The 22,216-nt window shown below is 58.2% G+C and carries 22 protein-coding genes; 11 read left to right on the top strand and 11 right to left on the bottom strand.

Translation table 11 applies throughout. The annotated features are described in order from the left end of the window. Positions 1 to 232: 232 nt before the first annotated feature. The 3 genes from AO277_RS12110 to AO277_RS12100 form a co-directional block, all read right to left on the bottom strand. Positions 233 to 1,516 carry an OmpP1/FadL family transporter gene (locus AO277_RS12110; RefSeq protein ID WP_002554589.1) on the bottom strand — a complete coding sequence of 428 codons (1,284 nt, stop codon included), beginning with the start codon at positions 1,514 to 1,516 and terminating at the stop codon, positions 233 to 235. A 242-nt stretch (positions 1,517 to 1,758) separates the two neighbouring features. Continuing rightward, positions 1,759 to 1,977 carry a hypothetical protein gene (locus tag AO277_RS12105; protein ID WP_002554588.1) on the bottom strand — a complete coding sequence of 73 codons (219 nt, stop codon included), beginning with the start codon at positions 1,975 to 1,977 and terminating at the stop codon, positions 1,759 to 1,761. Between the two features lie 480 nt (positions 1,978 to 2,457). Beyond that, positions 2,458 to 2,763, bottom strand: coding sequence for a hypothetical protein (locus AO277_RS12100; protein WP_002554587.1), 306 nt, complete (start codon positions 2,761 to 2,763; stop codon positions 2,458 to 2,460). A gap of 748 nt (positions 2,764 to 3,511) precedes the next feature. Here AO277_RS12100 and AO277_RS12095 point away from each other — a divergent pair. Both AO277_RS12095 and AO277_RS29420 read left to right on the top strand, forming a co-directional pair. After that, the gene (locus AO277_RS12095; protein ID WP_169748172.1) at positions 3,512 to 4,876 is read left to right on the top strand and encodes a DNA recombination protein RmuC; all 1,365 of its coding nucleotides are present in this window, start codon (positions 3,512 to 3,514) and stop codon (positions 4,874 to 4,876) included. Between the two features lie 198 nt (positions 4,877 to 5,074). Then, the gene (locus AO277_RS29420) at positions 5,075 to 5,197 is read left to right on the top strand and encodes a PA1414 family protein (RefSeq protein WP_101165338.1); all 123 of its coding nucleotides are present in this window, start codon (positions 5,075 to 5,077) and stop codon (positions 5,195 to 5,197) included. An 87-nt stretch (positions 5,198 to 5,284) separates the two neighbouring features. Here the strand turns inward: AO277_RS29420 and AO277_RS12090 are convergent, their stop codons facing one another. Next, entirely contained in the window at positions 5,285 to 5,578 is a 294-nt protein-coding gene (locus AO277_RS12090; protein ID WP_002554585.1) for a hypothetical protein, read from the bottom strand. Positions 5,579 to 5,803: 225 nt separating this feature from the next. Here AO277_RS12090 and AO277_RS12080 point away from each other — a divergent pair, with 225 nt between their 5' ends. Both AO277_RS12080 and AO277_RS12075 read left to right on the top strand, forming a co-directional pair. Continuing rightward, positions 5,804 to 6,403: a tRNA-uridine aminocarboxypropyltransferase gene (locus AO277_RS12080; RefSeq protein ID WP_044318068.1), complete on the top strand. Its 600-nt coding sequence runs from the start codon at positions 5,804 to 5,806 to the stop codon at positions 6,401 to 6,403. 100 nt (positions 6,404 to 6,503) lie between these two features. After that, the gene (locus AO277_RS12075) at positions 6,504 to 7,463 is read left to right on the top strand and encodes a DMT family transporter (protein WP_044318067.1); all 960 of its coding nucleotides are present in this window, start codon (positions 6,504 to 6,506) and stop codon (positions 7,461 to 7,463) included. Between the two features lie 18 nt (positions 7,464 to 7,481). On the opposite strand, the gene AO277_RS12070 is transcribed toward AO277_RS12075, so the two are convergent. Continuing rightward, entirely contained in the window at positions 7,482 to 8,096 is a 615-nt protein-coding gene (locus tag AO277_RS12070) for an NAD(P)H-dependent oxidoreductase (RefSeq protein ID WP_002554582.1), read from the bottom strand. Then, positions 8,089 to 9,483, bottom strand: coding sequence for a class II fumarate hydratase (locus AO277_RS12065; protein WP_002554581.1), 1,395 nt, complete (start codon positions 9,481 to 9,483; stop codon positions 8,089 to 8,091). The genes AO277_RS12070 and AO277_RS12065 overlap by 8 nt, the downstream gene beginning before the upstream one ends. Before the next feature lie 169 nt (positions 9,484 to 9,652). Here AO277_RS12065 and AO277_RS12060 point away from each other — a divergent pair, with 169 nt between their 5' ends. The 7 genes from AO277_RS12060 to AO277_RS12030 all read left to right on the top strand — a co-directional run bounded on the left by AO277_RS12060 (position 9,653) and on the right by AO277_RS12030 (position 17,471). Beyond that, positions 9,653 to 10,180, top strand: coding sequence for a DUF2059 domain-containing protein (locus tag AO277_RS12060; protein ID WP_003314637.1), 528 nt, complete (start codon positions 9,653 to 9,655; stop codon positions 10,178 to 10,180). Positions 10,181 to 10,195: 15 nt separating this feature from the next. Continuing rightward, complete coding sequence (locus tag AO277_RS12055; protein WP_002554579.1) at positions 10,196 to 10,489, top strand: BolA family protein; 294 nt, start codon at positions 10,196 to 10,198, stop codon at positions 10,487 to 10,489. Between the two features lie 187 nt (positions 10,490 to 10,676). Continuing rightward, on the top strand, positions 10,677 to 11,615 hold the full coding sequence (gene trhO, locus AO277_RS12050) for an oxygen-dependent tRNA uridine(34) hydroxylase TrhO (protein WP_044318080.1): 939 nt from the start codon (positions 10,677 to 10,679) through the stop codon (positions 11,613 to 11,615). A gap of 3 nt (positions 11,616 to 11,618) precedes the next feature. Beyond that, positions 11,619 to 12,251 carry a DsbA family protein gene (locus AO277_RS12045; RefSeq protein WP_044318066.1) on the top strand — a complete coding sequence of 211 codons (633 nt, stop codon included), beginning with the start codon at positions 11,619 to 11,621 and terminating at the stop codon, positions 12,249 to 12,251. Continuing rightward, positions 12,244 to 14,070, top strand: coding sequence for an ABC transporter ATP-binding protein (locus AO277_RS12040; protein ID WP_044318065.1), 1,827 nt, complete (start codon positions 12,244 to 12,246; stop codon positions 14,068 to 14,070). Before AO277_RS12045 ends, AO277_RS12040 begins: the two co-directional genes overlap by 8 nt. A 123-nt stretch (positions 14,071 to 14,193) precedes the next feature. Next, positions 14,194 to 16,656, top strand: a complete 2,463-nt coding sequence (locus AO277_RS12035) for an EAL domain-containing protein (RefSeq protein ID WP_044318064.1) — start codon at positions 14,194 to 14,196, stop codon at positions 16,654 to 16,656. Between the two features lie 29 nt (positions 16,657 to 16,685). Then, positions 16,686 to 17,471, top strand: coding sequence for an iron-containing redox enzyme family protein (locus AO277_RS12030; RefSeq protein WP_044318063.1), 786 nt, complete (start codon positions 16,686 to 16,688; stop codon positions 17,469 to 17,471). A gap of 29 nt (positions 17,472 to 17,500) precedes the next feature. On the opposite strand, the gene AO277_RS12025 is transcribed toward AO277_RS12030, so the two are convergent. The 5 genes from AO277_RS12025 to AO277_RS12005 all read right to left on the bottom strand — a co-directional run bounded on the left by AO277_RS12025 (position 17,501) and on the right by AO277_RS12005 (position 22,185). Beyond that, the gene (locus tag AO277_RS12025; protein WP_044318062.1) at positions 17,501 to 18,427 is read right to left on the bottom strand and encodes a GGDEF domain-containing protein; all 927 of its coding nucleotides are present in this window, start codon (positions 18,425 to 18,427) and stop codon (positions 17,501 to 17,503) included. Positions 18,428 to 18,641: 214 nt separating this feature from the next. Next, a complete protein-coding gene (locus AO277_RS12020) occupies positions 18,642 to 19,382 on the bottom strand; it encodes a YciK family oxidoreductase (RefSeq protein ID WP_044318061.1) in 741 nt (246 codons plus the stop codon). A gap of 12 nt (positions 19,383 to 19,394) precedes the next feature. Further along, on the bottom strand, positions 19,395 to 20,066 hold the full coding sequence (mupP, locus tag AO277_RS12015) for an N-acetylmuramic acid 6-phosphate phosphatase MupP (protein WP_044318060.1): 672 nt from the start codon (positions 20,064 to 20,066) through the stop codon (positions 19,395 to 19,397). A gap of 3 nt (positions 20,067 to 20,069) precedes the next feature. Beyond that, entirely contained in the window at positions 20,070 to 20,768 is a 699-nt protein-coding gene (gene ubiG, locus AO277_RS12010) for a bifunctional 2-polyprenyl-6-hydroxyphenol methylase/3-demethylubiquinol 3-O-methyltransferase UbiG (protein ID WP_002554570.1), read from the bottom strand. Between the two features lie 85 nt (positions 20,769 to 20,853). Beyond that, the gene (locus AO277_RS12005; protein ID WP_044318059.1) at positions 20,854 to 22,185 is read right to left on the bottom strand and encodes a TRZ/ATZ family hydrolase; all 1,332 of its coding nucleotides are present in this window, start codon (positions 22,183 to 22,185) and stop codon (positions 20,854 to 20,856) included. Between the last annotated feature and the right edge of the window lie 31 nt (positions 22,186 to 22,216).

Below are 22,216 nucleotides of genomic sequence, written 5' to 3'. Positions count from 1 at the left end.
CTTGTGTGACGCTGAGCGCCACAAAGAGGACGCAGAGCGTCCAGAACTGCATGCCGACGCGGAGCGTCGGCACGATAGTCAGTCATGAGGCAGAGCATCTGTACGGTAGCCAGTCAATGACGCGGAGTATCTGTACGGCAGTCAATCAATGCGGGTCTGAGCGCACCAGGCACGCAATAAAAAGCCCGTAACCATTACTGGTTGCGGGCTTTTTTCAGCCTGGCAGTTGCTATCAGAAGCGATAGGTAACCGAAGTGCCCAGGCCGTGAGCGGTGTTGCGGTAGTCGGCGCTGTACGAACCTTTGGTCGCGCTGGAGTCGCGGATCTTGGTTTCGTCTTCACGCAAGTACGAGTACGCCACGTCGATGGTTAGGTCGTCGGTCGGGCTCCAGCCTGCGCCGAAACTGATGATCTTGCGATCGCCAGTCGGGATGCGTGGGGAGCGGTTGACGTTGTTGGTCGGCGACTGATCAACGGAGAAACCTGTGCGCAGGGTCCACTCTTTATTGACCTTGTACGAGGCACCGATGGCGTGCGCCCAGGTGTCGTGCCAGTTCTGTTCTTCGGTGATGGTGCCGATTGGGCCGGCAGAACCGCCCAGCAGAGCAGGGACGCCATCGTTGTTGACGGTGATGTCCTGCAGGCGGCTCCAGCGAGTCCAGGTACTGCCTGCGTAAACAGTCCAGTTCTCGTCGAGTTGCTGGGTGATGGAGAAGTCCACCGACTCAGGCGTGGAGATGTCCAGCGAAGCATCGTACTTCTGGCCGCCGAACGGGCCGAAGCCCGAGCCTTCGATCTTGGTCTTGCCCTTGAGCTTGTAATCGACCTTGGAGTGGTAAGTCAGGCCCAGACGAGTGGTGTCGGTAGCCTGCACCAGGATGCCGGCATTGAAGCCGATTGCGGTGTCATCGCCTTCGATCTTCACCTTGCCGTCATTACGGCCCGGTGTTGCGGCGTTCAATGTTGCCGAGGTCAGTTCACCGTCGATGCGGTTGATGGTCGGGCCGAAACCGATGGAAACCTTGTCATTGAATGCATAGCTGACAGTTGGCTGGAAGGTCACGATCTGGACGTGACTCTTGTCGCCCCAGTAGCGGCCGGCGAAGCCTTTTTCGTAATCAGTGACCAGGCCGAACGGGACGTACACGCCCAGACCAAATGCCCAGTGATCATCGATAGGTTTGACGTAATAGCCCATTGGCACGCCGACCACCGGAACCATGTCACCGTCGTTGCTGCCGCCGAATGTGCCGCGACCGTTGTCGATGTCGGTCTTGGCAATCACGGCTGCGGCGCCGACGCTGATTTGTTCGCGTTTGATTCGGGACATGCCGGCAGGGTTGCCGAATACGGTGCTTGCATCATCGGCTGACGAGGAGCGACCTGCAAAGCCTGTGCCCATGCCGCTGATGCTTTGTTCGTTTAGGGCAAAACCGGCTGCAAGCAGTTGAGAAGAAGCCAGACCCAGGGCGAGTCCAAGTGTTGTCCGGTTCAGTGTTTTTGTCATTATTTTCATTATTAGAACTCCTTGTTGTTCACCGGTCGAAAATTACCAACATTTTCGATGGCGCGCTATAGGCTGAGGAGCCCGATTTAGAGCTATTCTTGTAGGACAATCTTGATAAAGCCGTGGGAATTGCAATTTAGACGGAGTCTCAGTGCTGCACATTGGTCAATGTCGTCAATTCAATATAGAGCGGGCATAAAAAAGCCCCGCTTTGCAGGGCGGGGCTTTTGGCGAGCGGTGAATCGTTTGCGTCAGGCGATGAGTGCTTGACGAGTACGCTCGATCACGGCTTGCAGCGGTTCGGCGCTTGCGTACTGATCGGGGTACAGGCGTTCGCTGTGACGGGCGATGCCGTGTTCGTTGACGATTGTAAAACTGAAACAGCCTTTGCGAGCGGCCATGATCAGGCAGTTCATCGGGGCAAAAGCATTGGTCAATGTGTGAATTGCGTGTTGGGTTTGAGTATTCATATTCAAGGTGTTTCCTGAAACAACACGGAACAATACCGTGCATAAATAAAGATTCCAGTAAACGCGGGCCGACATTTGATACAAAAGCCTGGCTGGGCGGAGAACCTGACTGGAACAAAGACAGGCAGTTGAAGCGCGCTTTATCGTATGGCGCTCTGGCTGACCGGTAGGTACTTAGGAGGGCAGGCAACACAACAGGAGCAAAGGTTCTACGCTCCAGGTGAAGATCCTGATCAATTGCAGGCTGGTTGAAGCAGACCATGAGAGCCATGACTGCACTGTCACCCCAAATGGTGCATCAGCGCGAAAGGTTCATGTCTGGAAACCATCGAGGTGGTCGATCCCTTGTTGCCAACATTCTCGTCGCATGGAGGAGTGTCTGTCGGGGGACTTGTCGACCGGAATTGATTTTCAGCTTGGTACCAACGGTGGTCATGCTACCCGCCATTTCGAAGTATTGCAAGCGTCGGTAAATAAAATTCACCAGTGCCCGACCATACGGTAGATCAGCACGGTCACGGATGCGACCATTGAGCACCCGAGCAGGTAGGCAGCGATGGTAAGCCGCAGGGACTTGCGGCCTTCGATGGCGCGCATGATGTCGCCTGTCTTGTTGATACGTCCATTGCTCAGGTCGCTGCAGATGATCAGCAGCAGGGCAATTGCAGACAACAGCACGCTGTAGGCGAAGACGCCGCCGTCCGGCGGTGGCAGGACAATACTGGTGGCCAGGGCGACGATGCAGACGGCCATCAGCAGCAGGAAGAACTTCACTATCTCCTTCATGGGGCCTTCACTGAATCCTTGGTGGCTGATATTTGGTCTTTTTTGGCAGTGCTTGGACCGCGAGATGCATGATTTGTCGCCTGCATTGTTTTCAAGGCGTCTGGTGAGGTGTGGACTGCGTCGGCGACAGGTCGATCCCAGTGGTTGAAAGGCTGCTGAAAGCCACGTATTCATTGAGAATAAGATGCAATCGAGCAACAATCATATGATGCCCGAAATGGCTGAAAAGAGCCCCGGCAGGGAGTTGTGCACATTAGCTGAACAAGCTGCCATATCACTGTCACAAGCGTTGCTAAGGGTTTGATTTATGATGGTGAATTATTAAGTCAATGAAAAACATCGTTTTTTTTTAGTTGGTGAAAAAATCGTCAGTTTGAGCGCAGGCCGCATCCTGCTTGCGTTTGCGGAAGTTAAAGGGGGGTTGTCCACTGAGTTATCCACAGCTTCTGTGGATTGTCCCGGCTGAAATGTCCCCGAAATGGGGGCTGTGCGCGTTGCTGAAAGCGCGTATAATCCTCTCCCCCGATTTGCCCCCGCCTGTTGATCTTGCATCGCCCTAGACGACGTTTCTGCTGCACTATCACGCGCTTACCCACACTGCCGCTGGCGATGATTCAGCCTGCATGGAGTCTTTATGGCACTGGACCTGAACAGCCTGTTACTGGGGCTTGCTGCAGCTGCTGTGCCCTTGTTGGCATTGCTCTGGCAGTTGCAGCGTCGTCTGGCACTTCGTCAGGCCGAGAGCGCGCTGCTGGACGAGCGCCTGAGCATGGCGCAGATGGCGCAGGAAGGCCTCAATGCGCAACTGGATGCCTGCCGCGACGAGGTGAGTGACCTCAGCCAGGCCAATGCGGCCAAACAGGCCGACCTTGCAGCGCTGCGGCGCGAGGTCGAGTTGCTGCGTCAGGAAGGCGATAGCGCTCGCGAAACGGCGCATGCCTGGAATCATGAACGTGCCGGCAGAGAAGCCGAGTTGCGTCGTCTGGATGCGCAGTGCGCGGCATTGAATGCCGAGTTGCGTGAACAGCAGGACAGCCATCAGCAGCGCCTGAATGATCTGCAGGGTTCCCGGGATGAGCTGCGCGCGCAGTTCGCCGAGTTGGCAGGCAAGATCTTTGATGAGCGTGAGCAGCGTTTTGCCGAAACCAGCCAGCTGCAACTGGGGCAATTGCTCACACCGCTCAAGGAGCGCATCCAGTCGTTCGAAAAGCGCGTCGAGGAAAGTTATCAGAACGAAGCCCGCGAACGTTTTTCGCTGGCGAAGGAGCTGGAGCGTCTGCAGCAGTTGAATCAACGTTTGAGCGATGAAGCCACCAACCTGACGCGCGCCTTGAAAGGGCAGAAGACCCAGGGTAACTGGGGTGAACTGATTCTTGAGCGGGTGCTGGAGCATGCCGGGCTTGAAAAGGGCCGTGAATACCAGACGCAAATAAGCCTCAAGGGGCCGGATGGCGAGCGCTTTCAGCCTGATGTGCTGATCATGCTGCCCGGTGACAAACAAGTGGTGGTCGATGCCAAGGTCAGCCTGACGGCTTATCAGCAGTACGTATCGGCTGATGACGACGTTATCGGTCAGGCTGCGCTCAAGCAACATGTGCTGTCGCTGCGCAATCACGTCAAAGGCCTCTCGGGCAAGGATTACAAGCGTCTTGAGGGGCTTCACAGTCTGGATTTCGTTCTACTCTTCGTGCCTATCGAAGCGGCTTTTTCTGCAGCCTTGCAGGCGGAGCCGAATCTGTTTCAGGAAGCTTTTGATCGCAACATCGTGATTGTCAGCCCCACCACACTGCTGGCCACCTTGCGGGTCATCGACAGCCTGTGGAAGCAGGAACGTCAGAGCCAGAACGCGCGCGAGATTGCCGAGCGGGCAGGTTGGCTGTACGACAAGTTTGTGTTGTTCATTCAGGATCTGGACGAGGTAGGCAACCGTCTGCAGCAACTGGACAAGGCCTATTCGGCGGCGCGCAACAAGCTGACGGAGGGGCGCGGCAACCTGATAAGCCGTAGCGAGCAACTCAAGCTGCTGGGTGCGCGTGCCAGCAAGAGTCTGCCCGCGGACTTGCTCGAACGGGCTATGACTGACAATGACGGCCTGATCAGTCCGCCTGAATGATCAGTTTGGCTCGTCGGCGCAACGTTCAGTAACAGGCCGTCCGTCGCAAAGACTAGAAGCGAGCCTGTACAAATGTCACATTGGCTCTATCGGAAAATTGTTTTCCGTAGCACTCGGCTAACGGTTCATTTGCTTCTATGATCTCTAGTGAGTGATGTGTACAGATTGACTGCCGGGTATTTCCCTCAAGGGGGCTCTATGAATAGCAAACTGCAAGAATGGCTCCATGACGCAGGCGTTGCATTGGGTCTTATAGAACGACCAAAACTGCAGCCCATTCCGGTTCGTGCCGATGATGATCGTCGTCGCCAACGCCGGTAAACCTCTCGCCTGACCCTCTTCGCTGGGCAGAGCGCATATTGAATCTGGTCGGGACGCACAAGAGTGTCCCGATACAAGGGCTGGCATTCAATGCCGATGTCCGGGTTTTATCCTGGTTTTGTTGCCTTCGTTTCCCATCAACAGAATTAGCTCGATGATCATGTGCAGGGAAAAGTCCTCGGGCTTTGTGATGGCCTGTTCCTTGATCTGGTCAGGAAACGCGAAGTTGAAGATGTCCCCCAGCGCCGCGAACAGACACTCTATGTCATCGTCCTCAAAAGCCAGGTCGATGAAGGTGGCACCTTCGTGAATCATGCTTTTATCCACTAGAATGATGCCTAGCGCGTCAAACACCTTCTGTTTGATTTCTTCGCGATTCATGAAAGCCCCTGAGGTTGATCTTGTCAGATTCAGCAGGCGTACTTCATTTCACCAGCCCAGACCTCAAGGCTAGCTCAAATCGCTGTTGCAGCTACGGTTCACCCCCGTGCAATGGGGGCTATCCGGTTAAACTGCGCCGCAGTTCGACAGGCGGTTGTGATGAGCTCAAGGTCATGGCGCAGCGCGGCATGTTTTAACCTTTTTGGATTGTCCGAGTAAGAACCGATGCCCCGCGCCCGCTGTAAACGTTGCCTGCGTCCCGTCCCGCACTGTCTCTGCGCCTTGATTACGCAATTGGACAGCCGCACGCGAGTGTTGATCCTGCAGCATCCCGATGAAGCCGGCCATGCGTTGAATACGGCGCGACTGGCCGCACTGGGTCTGGTCAATGCGCAGTTGCGGGTGGGGGAAGTGTTCGATGATCTGCAAACGCTATTGAACCCGCCCGGCTATCAGGCGCGGTTGCTGTTTCCGGGTGACGCTGCCGAGACGTTGCTGCCCTATGTGCAGAACTCGCTGCCCATGTTGCTGGTCGTGCCGGATGGCACCTGGCGCAAGGCGCGCAAACTGCTGCACCTCAACCCCTTGTTGGCGGGCCTGCCAAGGGTCACACCAGGCATTGTGCCAGTTTCGCGTTATCGCTTGCGCAAAGCGCCGGGTCCGGATGCCTTATCGACGCTTGAGGCTATCGTTCATACGTTGCAGACGCTGGAAGCGCCACGCTCTTTCGAGGCGCTGCTGAAGCCTTTCGACGCCTTGATCGAAGGTCAGATTCAGGCAATGGGCAGCGAGACGTATCAGCGCAATCACGGCGGTCAGGGGTAAAGAACACAATTGGCGGCGTTAACTGCGCCCAGCTGTAACTGTTGCTTTGCAGATCAGCGCCTAGAATGAGCAACTGGTTCTATCTCTTGCGGAAGGTTCAATGCACATCTCGTCTGGTCGCTGGGTCTATGGCCTTTGTCTGTCGCTGTTGACTGCGTTGCTCTGGGGCATTCTGCCAATCAAGCTCAAGCAGGTCCTGCAGGTGATGGACCCTGTCACTGTGACCTGGTTTCGCCTGGCTGTTTCCGGCGCGCTGTTGTTCATCTGGCTGGCGTCGGTCAAGCGCCTGCCCAGCTTCAAGGTGCTGGGACGCAAGGGTCAGGTACTGGTGGGGCTGGCGGTATTCGGCCTGGTCGGCAACTACGTGCTGTACCTCATCGGCTTGCGGCTGCTGAGCCCCGGTACCACGCAATTACTGGTTCAGGTCGGCCCGATCTTCCTGTTGATCAGCAGTATCTTTTTGTTCAAGGAACGTTTCAGTCTGGGGCAGGGCATTGGTCTGGCCGTCTTGCTGATCGGTTTCGGCTTCTTTTTCAATCAGCGTCTGGTGGAGCTGTTCACCTCGTTGGGCGATTACACCCTTGGTGTGCTGGTGGTGCTCCTGGCCTCGACCATCTGGACGTTCTATGGATTGAGCCAGAAGCAGCTCCTGACCGTGTGGAATTCGCTGCAGGTGATGATGGTGATTTACCTGTTCTGTGCGCTGTTGCTAACGCCTTGGGCGCACCCCGCCGAGGCGTTATTGTTGAGCCCGTTGCAGGGCTGGCTGCTACTCGCCTGCTGTCTGAATACACTGGTGGCCTATGGTGCTTTCGCTGAGGCGCTGGCGCATTGGGAGGCATCACGGGTCAGCGCGACGCTTGCGATGACGTCGCTGGTTACGCTGACCGCCGTGGCTGCCGCAGCGTGGCTATGGCCTGATTATGTGCAGGCAGAGGAATTGAACGTGATGGGTTACGGCGGCGCGCTGCTGGTGGTGACGGGGTCGGCGCTGACCGCGCTTGGTCCTTCACTGGTCGCTGGCCTCAGAGCGCGCAAGGCAAGGCTCGCACAGGCCTGAATTCACCGCCCGGACAGATCAGCGCTTGCCCAGTGCCTGTGCCTGGAGAATCCATTCCTGGCGTTGCTGTTCGCTGGCACTGTGCACCGGGGCAAATTCGCTAAGGCGTTTGGTTTTTATCCCGCAAAAGCCCAATATCGTCCGCACCATCTGCCGGTGGGCCGGCGCGCCGTAAATCCATTGAAAGTAGCGTGGCGGCGTGTCCATGGCGACCAGCAGCTCCGCAGTGCGGCCTCGGAGCAGCTCATTGGAGGAATGCTTGCGGCCGTGGGTCTTGAACGCAAAACCGGGCGTCAGTACCCGGTCGAAAAAGCCTGTCAGTAGCGCCGGCAAGCCGCCCCACCAGACGGGATAGACGAATACCAGATGCTCGGCCCAGTGAATCTGGCGCTGGGCGTCGAGCAGGTCCGGTTCAAGTGTCTGGGTTTGATCGTAGCCGTTGTGCAGAATAGGATCGAAATCCAGCTCGCCCAGCTTGAGTTCCCGCACCACATGCCCTTCACTGCGCGCAGCCTGTGCATAGGCTTCGCCAAGGGCATGGCAGAGGCTGATGGCTTTCGGCGTACCGTAAACCATCAGAATCCGTTTGCCGTTACCTTCCAGTGGCGTTGCGCCGCTTCTGGCATCAGCCATTACTGCCTGCCTCAAGCATTTTGTCCGGACGCACCCAGGCGTCGAACTCCTCATCGGTCAGATAACCCAGCGCCAATGCGGCTTCACGCAGGGTCAGGCCTTCGGTGTAAGCCTTCTTGGCAATCTGCGCCGATTTGTCATAACCGATATGCGGATTGAGTGCAGTAACCAGCATCAGTCCGCGCTCCAGGTGCTCAGCCATTTTTTCAGCATCCGGCTGCATGCCTGCAATGCAGTGTTCATTGAAATTGCTGCAGCCATCGGCCAGCAAGCGGATCGATTGCAGCACATTGTGGATGATCACCGGCTTGTAGACGTTCAGTTGCAGGTGGCCCTGGCTGGCGGCGAAGCCGATGGTCACGTCGTTGCCCATGACCTGGCAGGCGAGCATCGACAAGGCCTCGCACTGGGTCGGGTTGACCTTGCCGGGCATGATCGAACTGCCGGGCTCGTTGGCTGGCAGCCTGACTTCGGCCAGCCCGGCACGCGGGCCGGAACCCAGCAGGCGCAGGTCGTTGGCGATTTTCATCAGGGTTCCGGCCAGGGTCTTCAGTGCGCCGGAAAGTGCTGCAAGCGGCTCGTGACCGGCCAGTGCGGCGAACTTGTTGGGCGCAGTGACGAACGGCAGCCCGGACAGTGCAGCCAGCTCTGCTGCGATGGCCTCGGCGAAGCCTTTCGGCGAGTTGAGCCCGGTACCGACCGCAGTACCGCCCTGAGCCAGCTCATAGACGGCGGGAAGCGCAGCGCGAATGGCCTTTTCTGCGTAATCCAGTTGCGCGACAAACCCCGACAGCTCCTGGCCAAAGGTGATAGGCGTCGCGTCCATCATGTGCGTGCGCCCGGTCTTGACCAGTTTCATGTGCCGCGCAGCCTGTTCGGCAAGCCCGCTGGAAAGCTCGGCGATGGCGGGCAGCAGCTGTTCCTTGACCGCTTGGGCAGTGGCGATGTGCATGGCTGTCGGGAAGCAATCGTTGGAGCTTTGCGAGCGGTTGACGTGATCGTTGGGGTGAACTGGTGATTTACCGCCACGGCCCTGACCTGCCAGTTCGTTAGCTCGGCCTGCGATCACTTCGTTGACGTTCATGTTGCTTTGCGTGCCGCTGCCGGTCTGCCAGACCACCAGCGGGAATTGCGCGTCGTGCTGACCGTCGAGCACCTCATCGGCGGCCTGTTCGATCAGGCGGGCAATGTCGGCGGGCAGATCGCCGTTACGGTCGTTTACGCGTGCCGCGGCTTTCTTGATCAGGGTCAGCGCGTGCAGAACGGGCAGTGGCATACGCTGATCGCCAATCGCAAAATTGATCAGTGAGCGTTGGGTCTGCGCGCCCCAGTAGGCATCTTCGGGGACTTCGATCGGGCCAATGCTGTCGGTTTCGGTGCGGCTCACTGTTATTACTCCTTTAAGTGTGTTGCAGGGTTAGGTGTCCATATGCCTACAGGGTTCCCGCGCAGTGCTTTTTAACCGCTGGGTGAACCGGGGGTTGAGCCAAAAGCCCAGATAAGCGCAGAATGGTCGGCCCTGGGGTAATGCCTCGTTTGCTAGATAAGGAAACTCGATGACCCGTCTTCGTGCCATTTGTACCGCGGTAGCCCTGGTCTGTGCCAGCGGCCAGGTCTTCGCCGACACCGCCAGTCACAACGCGAGCGCCGAAACGTTCCTGAAGCTTGCCAACGCCGATCGCCTGGGCGCTCCGGTCTATGCGCAGGTTCAGCAGATGTTCGCTCAGCGTTTTGCTGAAACCAAGGCACCTGCATCGAAAAAAGCCCTGCTTGAAACCTATCAGGCCAAGGCCAACACCGCTCTGGACCAGGCTATTGGCTGGAACAAGCTCAAGCCTGAGATGGTCAAGCTGTACACCGCCAACTTCACCGAAAGCGAGCTGAAGGACCTGGTTGCGTTCTACCAGTCTCCGCTGGGCAAGAAAGTGATGACCAAAATGCCTGAGCTGGCTCAGCAATCGGCCCAACTGACCCAAAGCAAGCTGGAAAGCGCAGTGCCGGTCGTCAACAAGCTTCTGGCTGACATGACTGCCGAACTGGAACCTGCCAAGGCAGCCGCTCCAGCTCCTGCCAAAAAGCCCTGACAGGCGATTGCTGCCATGACCATGCAACAACGAATCGAGTCGGCGCTTGCGCTGCTGCAACCGCACCATCTGCAAGTGCTCGACGAGAGCCACATGCACAGTCGTGGTCAGCAGACCCATTACAAGGCTGTTCTGGTCAGTGATCAGTTTCAGGGCCTGAATTCGGTCAAGCGGCACCAGAAGGTTTACGCCACGCTGGGTGCCCTGATGGGCGAGTTTCATGCGCTGGCGTTGCACACTTACACGCCTGAAGAATGGTCGAAGGTCGGTGCAGCGCCTGCTTCACCGACCTGTGCTGGCGGTCACTGATCAGGGTTTTTGGCTGATTTGCGCCCTTTTACCGGGGCTATTGATCCGCTGACCTGCCTGCTGCACTCCGGTTTTTGCTAGAATCCGCACCGCGCCGCCTGGCCGGTGCGTTTTTTTGTCCGCACATTTTTACCCGGTAGGCCCTTTGCGAGGGTCGCCACTGGAGAGATACATGACTCAAGAGCCGATGACTCAGGCGATCGTCGTGGCTGCGCTATACAAGTTCGTGACCCTCAGCGATTACGTGGAACTGCGCGAGCCCCTGTTGCAGGCGATGGTCGACAATGGCATCAAGGGCACACTGTTGATCGCCGATGAAGGCATCAACGGCACGGTGTCCGGCAGCCGCGAAGGCATCGACGGCCTTATGGCCTGGTTGAAGAGCGATCCGCGCCTGATCGACATCGATCACAAGGAATCCTACTGCGACGAGCAGCCGTTCTATCGCACCAAGGTCAAGCTCAAGAAAGAGATCGTGACCCTGGGCGTAGAGGGTGTCGACCCCAACAAGAGCGTCGGCACGTACGTCGAGCCCAAGGATTGGAACGCCCTGATCACTGACCCTGAAGTGCTGTTGATCGATACCCGCAACGACTACGAAGTCTCGATTGGCACCTTCGAGGGCGCCATCGATCCGAAGACGACGTCTTTTCGCGAGTTTCCGGAATACATCAAGGCGCATTTCGACCCGGCGGTGCACAAGAAGGTCGCCATGTTCTGTACCGGTGGCATTCGCTGCGAAAAAGCCTCCAGTTACATGCTGGGCGAAGGTTTTGAAGAGGTCTATCACCTCAAGGGCGGGATTCTCAAATATCTGGAAGAAGTCCCCGAGCAGGAAAGTCAGTGGCGCGGCGAGTGTTTCGTGTTCGACAACCGGGTTACGGTGCGCCACGACCTGACCGAAGGCGATTATGATCAATGCCATGCCTGCCGCACGCCGATCAGTGCCGAGGATCGCGCCAGCGAGCATTACTCACCGGGTGTCAGCTGCCCGCATTGTTGGGATTCGCTGAGCGAGAAGACTCGTCGCAGCGCCATCGACCGGCAAAAACAGATCGAACTGGCCAAGGCACGTAACCAGCCCCATCCGATTGGTCGCAACTATCGTTTGCCCTCCGAGGCCTGAGCCATGTCTGCCCGCCTGATCTATGTCATGGACCCTATGTGCTCCTGGTGCTGGGGCTTCGCTCCAGTTGCCGACGCGTTGGTGCAACAGGCTCGGGCAGCGGGCGTGCCGCTGCATCTGGTCATGGGCGGTCTGCGCTCTGAGGGTGCAGCGCTGGAGCCGGCCAAGCGTCGTTACATTCTCGAGCACTGGCAGGCGGTCGAAGAGGCCACCGGCCAGCCGTTTCTTCGCGAGGGTGCGCTGCCGGAAGGGTTTGTCTACGACACCACGCCTGCCTGTCTGGCCGTCACTGCGGCACGGCAGTTGGACCCGGACCGCGCCTGGGAACTGGTCGGGCTGATTCAGCGGGCTTTCTATAGCGAAGGTCGTGACGTAACACGCCCTTCATTGCTGGCCGAACTGGCCGAGCAGGCGGGGCTGTCGCGTCAGGCATTTGCCGATGAATTCGAGAGTAAGGAGCGGCAAGCTGCCACGGCAGCTGATTTCGCCTGGGCGCAGGATCTGGGCATCGCCGGTTTTCCGACCCTGCTTGCCGAGCGTAACGGCCAGTTGGCGCTGTTGACCAACGGTTATCAGCCGTTGAGCAGCCTTTCGCCCTTGCTGGGTCGATGGCTGGAGCGTGCAGCCAGTGCGTGATGAATCGCCCGATGCCGCCCGGCGGTCGCAAGCCAAGCATGGCGATGCGTTGAGTTGGGCCGAGATCCGGCGTCTTGCGTTGCGTCATAAAAAAGCCCTGTGGCTGGCCAATGGTGTCGCGGTTCTGGCGACACTGTGCAGCGTGCCGATCCCGTTGTTGTTGCCGTTGCTGGTTGACGAAGTGCTGTTGGGGCGCGGCGATGCGGCACTGAAAGTCATGAATCACTTGCTGCCTGACGGCCTGCAAAAGGCGGCGGGCTACATCGGCCTGATGCTCTTGCTGACTCTGGTGCTGCGTGTCGGAGCGCTGGTGTTCAACGTTCTGCAGGCGCGGCTGTTTGCCGGGCTGGCCAAGGATATCGTCTACCGTATCCGGCTACGTTTGATCGAACGGCTCAAGCGCATTTCCCTGCGTGAGTACGAAAGCCTGGGCAGCGGCACGGTGACTACGCATCTGGTGACCGACCTGGACACGCTGGAAAAGTTTGTCGGCGAAACCCTCAGCCGACTGCTGGTAGCCACGCTGACCCTGGCAGGCACGGCGGGCATTCTGATGTGGATGCACTGGAAGCTGGCGCTGCTGATTATGCTGTTCAACCCGCTGGTGATTCTGCTCACGGTGAAGCTGGGCAAGCGGGTCAAGCATCTCAAGAAGCTGGAAAACGACAGCACGTCGCGTTTTACCCAGGCGCTGAGTGAAACACTGGATGCGATTCAGGAAGTCAGGGCGGGTAATCGACAGGGTTTCTTCCTTGGTCGGCTGGGCATGCGGGCGCAGGAAGTGCGTGATTACGCCATCAATTCGCAATGGAAAAGCGACGCCTCGGGGCGTGCCAGCGGGCTGCTGTTCCAGTTCGGTATCGATATCTTTCGTGCCGCCGCAATGCTCACGGTGTTGTTCTCGGACCTGTCGATCGGGCAGATGCTCGCGGTGTTCAGCTACCTTTGGTTCATGATGACGCCGGTTGAGCAACTGTTGAATCTGCAATACGCCTATTACGCGGCGGGTGGTGCTCTGACGCGTATCAACGAGCTGCTGGCGCGTGCCGATGAGCCGCAATATGTCGGCGGCACTGACCCTTTCGCAGGGCGCGAGACCGTGGGGGTCGAGGTGCGTGGCCTGAGTTTCGGTTATGGCGAAGACCTGGTGCTGGATCAGTTGAACCTGAGCATCGCGCCGGGTGAAAAAGTCGCCATCGTCGGTGCCAGTGGTGGCGGCAAGAGCACCTTGGTGCAGTTGCTGCTGGGCTTGTACACGGCCCGCACCGGAGTGATCCGTTTTGGCGGCGTCAGTCAGCAGGATATCGGTCTGGACACTGTGCGCGAGAACGTTGCCGTGGTACTGCAGCATCCCGCCCTGTTCAATGACACGGTGCGCGCCAACCTGACCATGGGTCGTGACTGCAGCGACGAAGCCTGCTGGCGTGCGCTGGAAGTTGCGCAACTCGATTCTGCGATCCGCGATCTGCCACAAGGTCTGGATAGCGTGGTAGGGCGCTCCGGGGTCAGAATGTCGGGTGGCCAGCGTCAGCGCATGGCCATCGCACGCATGGTATTGTCCGACCCTAAAGTGGTTATCCTCGATGAAGCTACCTCCGCGCTGGACGCGGCTACCGAGTACAACCTGCATCAGGCCCTCGCACGTTTTCTGCGTAGTCGCACAACGCTGATCATCGCGCACCGCCTGTCGGCCGTGAAGCAGGCTGACCGGGTGCTGGTGTTTGATGGCGGGCGGATTGTCGAAGACGGCGGACACCAACAGTTGATTGCCGATGGAGGTCTTTACGCAAAGCTGTACGGACACTTGCAACAAATCTGATGTGCGATGCCTCGATCAGCGCACAGCTTGGCTCGATGGCGGGAGAATCACCCGCCATCATTTACGAATTTAGCCTAGTCTCTGCGCTAGACGTTTATTCAGGCATGTGGTGAGGTGAAACCCATGAATCAACCATGGACCTTCTCCAAGCCCCGTCTGTTGGGCATCGTATGGCCATTCATTGCCGTCGCGCTGTTTCAGGCGTTGCTGGGGTGTGTCAGTCTCTACACCATGTCTGCGGTGCGCAGCTATTTGGCGGGCGAGAGTCTCTGGTCCAAGGGCCAGAAAGACGCCATCCATTACCTGAGCCTATACGCCATCACGCATGATGAGCGTGACTATCTGAAGTATCAAAACGCCTTTTCCGTCCCTCAGGGCGGCCACGCCTTGCGCAAGGCGCTCGATCAGCCTATTCCGTCCATGGCGGATGCCAGGGCCGGGATCATCCAGGGCGGCAATCACCCCGATGACGCGAACGGCATCATCTGGATGTACCTGAACTTCCATAACTTCAGCTTCATGAAGCAGGCCATTCACTTTTGGGAGGTGGGTGATGGCTACCTCATGCAGCTCAATGAACTTGCGCGGAATATTCACGACCGGGTCGGTGAGGGTGAGGTGACTGCCGCCGAGGTCAATCAGTGGCGAGTGCAGATCAATGTCATCAATGAAGGGGTAACACCCGCAGCGCGGGCGTTCAGTGATGCGCTGGGCGAGGGGTCCCGGTTCATCCTCAACCTGCTGATTGCGGTCAATCGGGTCACTGCCGTTTTACTGATTCTTCTGGCGCTGCTGCGTGTGCGTCGTCTGATTGTCCAGCGGCGCGTGTTTGCTGATGCCCTGCAACTTGAGAAAGAGCGCGCCCAGATTACCCTGGAGTCCATCGGCGACGGAGTGATCACCATCGACGTGGCCGGGGCCATTGTCTACATGAACCCCGCAGCCGAGGGCCTGACGCACTGGAAAAGCACCCAGGCCAGCGGGCTTCCGCTGACAGCGCTGTTCAATCTGCTGGATGAAAACGATCAGAAGGACACCTCGACGCTGGTCGAGCAGATCGTCACCGGCAAGCTCAAGGGCGGCAGCGCCAACAGCAAGCTTATCCAGCGGCTGGATGGCAGTACGGTCTCGGTAGCACTGGTCGGTACGCCGATCTACAACGAGGGCGTGGTCAGCGGGGCGGTGCTGGTGCTGCATGACATGACACAGGAGCGTCAGTACATCGCCGATCTGTCATGGCAGGCCGCCCATGATCCGCTGACCGGGCTGGTCAATCGCAGTGAATTCGAGCATCGCCTGCAGCGGGTACTGGATGGTATTGACGATCAGGCGAGCAGCCACTGTCTGATGTTTCTTGATCTGGATCAGTTCAAACTGGTCAATGACACCGGTGGTCATGCGGCGGGCGATGAGCTGCTGCGCCAGCTTTGCCGGGCATTGCCGCAGGGCTTGCGCGACGGTGACACACTGGCCCGGTTGGGAGGTGACGAGTTCGGCGTGTTGCTGGTCGATTGCCCTGCCGACACGGCCCTCGATATAGCCGAGGGGTTGCGCGAGATCGTGCAGACCCTGCATTTCATGTGGAAAGGTCGGCCATTCATGACTACCGTAAGTATCGGTCTGGTGCAGCTCGACGATACACCCGCCACGCTTGAAGGGTCGTTGTCTGCTGCCGACATGGCCTGTTATATGGCCAAGGAGAGAGGCCGCAACCGGGTTCAGGTCTACAGTGTTGACGACCTGACCCTGTCGATGCGGTTCGGCGAGATGGCCTGGATACAACGTCTGCACATGGCAATGGATGAAAATCGCTTTTGCCTTTATGCGCAGGAAATCGCTTCGATCAAAGGTGAAGGCGGTGAGGTACGGCACATAGAAATCCTCCTGCGCCTGCGTGATGAGTCCCGACGAATGGTGGTTCCGGACAACTTTATCCCGGCTGCGGAGCGCTACGGTCTTATGACGACGCTGGATCGTTGGGTGGTGCACAATGTCTTCAAAGTGATCGCCCAATGCCAGAGTGATGATCGGCATCAGGCACCGCAGGCGCTATGTGCTATAAATTTGTCAGGTTCAAGTATCGGCGATGATACGTTCCTCGAATACCTGAAACAGCAGTTCAAGGCATTTGCCGTATCGCCCGTAATGATCTGTTTCGAGATCACTGAAACCAGTGCCATTGCAGACCTGGACAGCGCGATTCGCTTTATCAACGAGTTGAAGGGGCTGGGCTGTCAGTTTTCCCTTGATGATTTCTGTTCGGGCATGTCGTCCTTTGCCTATCTCAAACACTTGCCTGTGGATTTTCTGAAAATCGATGGCAGTTTTGTAAAGGACATGCTCGACAATCCGATCAACAAGGCTATGGTCGAGGTCATCAACAATATTGGTCATGTGATGGGCAAACGCACCATTGCCGAGTACGTAGAAACGCCGCAGATAGAGTTTGCGTTGCAGGAAATGGGCGTGGATTTTGCACAAGGGTATCTGATATCACGCCCTGAATTGTTCACTTGCGATAGTCTGTACATTCAGCCCGTACGGCCTGACCCCCTGATGTTCGGCGCGCCAGGAACGCTACGTTAATCAGTTGAAACCCTATGAGGAGATACCCAGTGATCGACACTTTCGAGAGAACCGGTCCGCTCATGGAAGCCAGCAGTTATCCGGCCTGGGCGCAGCAGTTGATCAAGGATTGCAGCGCTGCAAAGGCACGGGTGGTCGAGCACGAGTTGTACCAGCAGATGCGTGACGCGAAGCTGAGTCCGCAGATCATGCGCCATTACCTGATCGGCGGTTGGCCGGTTGTCGAGCAGTTCGCGGTGTACATGGCCAAGAACCTCACCAAGACCCGCTTTGGTCGTCATCCTGGCGAAGACATGGCGCGCCGCTGGCTGATGCGCAATATTCGCGTCGAACTCAATCATGCCGACTACTGGGTGAACTGGTGTGCAGCGCACTATGTGACGCTTGAAGACCTCCACGATCAACGGGTTGCGCCTGAGCTGCACGCACTGAGCCACTGGTGCTGGCAGACCAGCTCTTCGGACTCACTGGCTGTTGCGATGGCGGCCACCAACTATGCCATTGAAGGAGCGACGGGCGAGTGGTCGGCAGTGGTCTGTTCCAATGGTGCGTACGCCGAAGCATTCCCTGAAGAAACCCGCAAGAAAGCCATGAAATGGCTCAAGATGCATGCACAGTACGACGACGCGCACCCTTGGGAGGCGCTCGAGATCATTTGCACGTTGGTGGGTAACAAGCCGAGCCTGCAGCTGCAAGCTGAGCTGCGTCAGGCCGTTACCAAGAGTTACGATTACATGCATTTGTTCCTGGAGCGCTGCATGCAGCTGGACAAGGTCAAGCCTGCGCGTGGGCGTGTTGCCGCGCTGGAAGTTTAGAGGCTGGGCGAGAAAGGCAGGAAAGAGTGCTAGCTGGCCATGGCAAGACGGTTGCGACCTACGCGTTTAGCAACATACAGGGCGTTGTCGGCCCTGCGCAGCAGGCTGTCGGCGGTTTCTGCCGGCAGTAGTGTTGAGCATCCCAGGCTGACTGTCATGGTCAGGGCTGGGTCAAGCTCGCGAAACTCGAGGTTCCGCACGGCCTGACGCAGGCGTTCGCCGATCAGTTCAGCCGAACTGGCTCCGGTGTTGGAAAGAATCACCACGAACTCTTCACCGCCATAGCGGAACACACGATCGATATTGCGCAGTTGCGCTTTCAGGCTTTGCGCAACGGTTTTCAGTACATCATCGCCAGTATGATGGCCGTACTCATCGTTCACTTTCTTGAAATGATCGATATCCAGCATCAGCAATGAAAGCGGTTGCTTGTGACGACGCGATATCTCTATCTCGCGAGCCAGGCCCTGATCCATTGCGATACGGTTACCGGTACTGGTCAAAGGGTCGCGCAACGCCGTCTGTGTCGCAATGCGATACAGCAGGGCGTTCAGCAGCGGGTACACCAGACAGACCAGCAGCGATTCAAGGTCGCTCAGCTGCCGGGTATCAAATGGCTTGGCGCCTTGAAACTCCAGCTCACCGATGCACTTGCCCTCGTGACGCAGGTGAAAGGTGGCGCTGTCGGATGACATCTCGCCCAGACGCAGATTCAGGTCGCTTTCGATATGTCGATAGGCCAGACCACTCAATGGCAGGAACCGTTGCACACCCTGAAAAAACAGGGTCAGTATCCGCTCGGCTTCCAGGCTGGTCTGCAATTGTCGCCCAAGCTGATAAACCAGCTCGGGCAGTGACGGGGGTGGAAGTATGGCGTCGGGTCGATTTCGAAAACCCAGGCGTTGCAGTTCAGCCGTATCGAAATCGATTGCATGGGTCTGGGTAGGAAAATTCATCTCTTCGCTCCTCAGCACATATTGCTGGCTTGGCTGGGTTAGAGGGGATGTCGTGCCATTCGGTTCATTTTTGCCCGGACTTATTAAAATCAGTGGTTTAGCTGACGCCATCTCTCTGACAGTGAGGGCGAGTCGGCAATTCCTTGACTTAAAATGCCGCTAAAAACGCCTGCCGTGACAGTTTTCCGTCACGGCAATGTCTGGTTATTTTTGCTCACTGAGCATTCAGCGCCTGCCCGTTTATGCTCTTACTGTCCGGTCCCATCAAGTACAGGTAGACCGGCATGATGTCTTCGGGCGCGGGATTGTTCTGCGGGTTTTCGTCAGGGTAGGCCTGCGCACGCATACCGGTGCGGGTAGCGCCCGGGTTGATGCTGTTGGCCCGCACACTGGTGACGCCTTCAAGCTCGTCGGCGAGAGTTTGCATCAGGCCTTCGGTAGCAAATTTCGATACCCGGTACGCGCCCCATTGCGCGCGGCCTTTGCGACCAACGCTGCTGGAAGTGAAGGCCACCGATGCATCGGTCGAGCGCCGAAGCAGTGGCAGCAATGCCTGGGTGAGCATGAAGGTGGCATTGACGTTGACGTGCATGACCTGCATGAAGTCTTCGCCTGGCAGGTGTTCCACTGAAGTGCGCGGTCCGATGATCGAGGCGTTGTGCAGCAGCCCGTCAAGACGGCCGACTTTGCGCTCGATCATGGTCGCCAGGTCGTGATACTGCGCGGGGTCGGTGCTTTCCAGGTTGAAGGGTATGACCAACGGCAGCAGATGACCTGCTGCCTGTATCTCGTCATGGACCTGAGCCAGGCTGGCTTCAGTTCTGCCCAGCAGCAGAACAGTCGCGCCATGCGCTGCGTAGGTTTTTGCGGCTGCAGCACCGATGCCGCGAGCGGCACCGGTGACCAGAATGATCCGGCCCTTGAGCAGTTCCGGGTGCGCGGAGTAGTCAAACATGTAAAACCTCGTTCAGCAGCTGCACAGTGCGTTATCCAGCACCTTGCGCAGTTCCAGCGGATGATCGACCACCACGTCGGCACCCCAGTGGTCAGGATTGTCGTCGGGGTGGATGTAGCCGTAGCGCACGGCAGCAGTCTTGGTGCCTGCGTCGCGGCCGGACTCAATGTCGCGCAGATCGTCGCCTACGAACAGGACGCTGGCCGGGTCGAGGTCGAGCATCTTGCAGGCCAGAATCATCGGCTCGGGGTGTGGCTTGCTGTGCGTGACGTGGTCCGGGCAGATCAGTACGGCGGAGCGTTCGGCCAGGCCGAGCTGTTCCATTATCGGCTGAGCGAAGCGCACCGGCTTGTTTGTCACCACGCCCCAGATCAGGCCGGCCTTCTCGATGTCGACCAGCAACTCGCCCATGCCATCGAACAGTCTGCTGTGGATGGCGCAGTCACGCTGATAGCGCTCCAGGAACTCGAGGCGCAATGCTTCGAATTGCGGCGCTTGCGGCGACATCGCGAAGGTCGCTGCCACCATGGCCCTGGCGCCACCTGAAACTTCATCGCGGATCAGTTTGTCCGGTACGGGGGGAAGGCCGCAGTCGGCCAGCATCGCCTGAGCAATGGCGATGAAGTCCGGTGCGGTGTCGAGCAGGGTGCCGTCCATGTCGAATAAAACCGCTCTCAAACGCATGTCTCACGCCTCCCGCAGAGTCTGGATCATGTAGTTGACGTCGACGTCGGAGGCCAGCTTGTAATGCTTGGTCAGCGGATTGTAGGTCAGACCGATGATGTCCTTGACCTGCAAGCCTGCATCGCGGCTCCAGGCACCCAGTTCGGAAGGGCGGATGAATTTTTTGAAGTCGTGGGTCCCGCGTGGCAGCAGGTTGAGGATGTATTCGGCACCGACCACGGCGAACAGATAAGCTTTCGGGTTGCGGTTGATGGTCGAGAAAAACACCTGACCGCCCGGCTTGACCATGCGATAGCAGGCGCGGATCACCGACGATGGGTCCGGTACGTGCTCAAGCATTTCCAGGCACGTCACCACATCGAACTGCTCGGGCATCTCTTCGGCCATGTCCTCGGCGGTGATCTGCCGATACTCGACGCTGACGCCTGATTCAAGCTGATGCAGTTGTGCGACGGCCAGCGGCGCTTCGCCCATGTCGATGCCGGTGACCGTTGCGCCGCGCAGGGCCATCGCCTCGCTGAGAATGCCGCCGCCGCAGCCGACGTCCAGTACTTTCTTGCCTGCCAGGCCGACACGCTCGTCGATCCAGTTGACGCGCAGCGGATTGATGTCATGCAGCGGCTTGAATTCGCTTTCGCGGTCCCACCAGCGATGGGCCAAGGCCTCGAATTTAGCGATTTCTGCGCGGTCGACGTTGCTCATGGGTGTCCCTCTTGAACTCAAAATTCTTTTTCATCAGTCAGGCTTATAGATAAGCCTGACTGGCATGTGTTCGGTCCGAATCGAATTATTCGGCTTTACCGGAAATACGCTGGCCCCACGCAATCGCGGTGTCGCGCAGTGCGGGTTCATCCATGCGAGTCAGCCGGCGAGCGTCGAGCAATTGCTTGCCGGCCACCCAGACATGGCTTACGCAATCGCGGCCAGTGGCATATATAAGCTGCGACACCGGGTCGTAGATCGGTTGCTGGGCCAGGCCCGACAGGTCGAAAGCGACCATGTCTGCCGCCTTGCCGATCTCCAGCGAGCCGGTCTCTGCCTGAATACCCAGGGCGCGAGCGCCATTCAGCGTCGCCATGCGCAGCGCACGGTGTGCATCCAGTGCTGTGGCCGAACCGGCAACAGCCTTGGCCAGCAAGGCGGCGGTGCGGGTTTCGCCGAGCAGGTCCAGGTCATTGTTGCTGGCGGCACCGTCGGTGCCCACCGCAACATTCACTCCGGCCTGCCACAGCCGTTCGACCGGGCAGAAACCGCTGGCCAGCTTGAGATTGGATTCTGGGCAATGAATCACGCTGGTATTGCTTTCCACCAGCAGGGCCAGATCGTCGTCGTTGATCTGTGTCATGTGCACGGCCTGGAAGCGCGGGCCGAGCATGCCCAGCCGATTCAAGCGGGCGAGAGGGCGCTCCTGGCGCTGTTCGACAGCCTGTTCGACTTCGAATGCGGTCTCATGGACATGCATCTGAATCATGGCGTCCAGTTCATCGGCGATAACCCGGACCTTCTCCAGATTCTCGTCGCCCACGGTGTAGGGCGCATGCGGGCCAAAGGCGATCTTGATGCGTGGATGATGGGCGAGGTCGTTGAATAGCTCGATACCGTTGTGCAGTGCTTCATCCGTTGTGTGAGCCCCCGGAATCGGGAAATCCAGTACCGGAACGGTGATCTGCGCGCGCATGCCGCTGGCGTGGACGCGCTCGGCAGCCACCTTGGGGTAGAAATGCATGTCCGAGAAGCAGGTGATGCCGCCCTTGAGCTGCTCGGCGATGGCCAGGTCGGTGCCATCGCGAACGAAGTCTTCGTTGACCCATTTGCCTTCGGCGGGCCAGATATGGTCCTGCAGCCAGGTCATCAGTGGCAGGTCATCGGCCAGCCCGCGAAACAGTGTCATGGCTGCATGACCGTGGGCGTTGATCAGGCCTGGGCTGAGCAGCATGCCGGGAAGCTCCTGCACCTGCACTGCGTTTTGCCTCAATGCCTCGGTCCGCGGCCCTATATAGACGATACAGCCGTCGCGCACGCCGATACCGTGGTCCTTGAGCACCACGCCTGCGGGCTCGACCGGCACCAGCCAGGCGGGCAGGAGCAAAAGGTCGAGCGGTGCTGTAGCGTTCGGCATGAGAAGGTTTCCATCGTTTATTACGTTGATG

Source organism: Pseudomonas amygdali, assembly GCF_002699855.1.
Taxonomy (GTDB): Bacteria; Pseudomonadota; Gammaproteobacteria; order Pseudomonadales; family Pseudomonadaceae; genus Aquipseudomonas; species Aquipseudomonas amygdali.
Note: the sequence above shows the minus strand (reverse complement) of the source record. Positions and strands in the feature narration are given on the sequence as shown.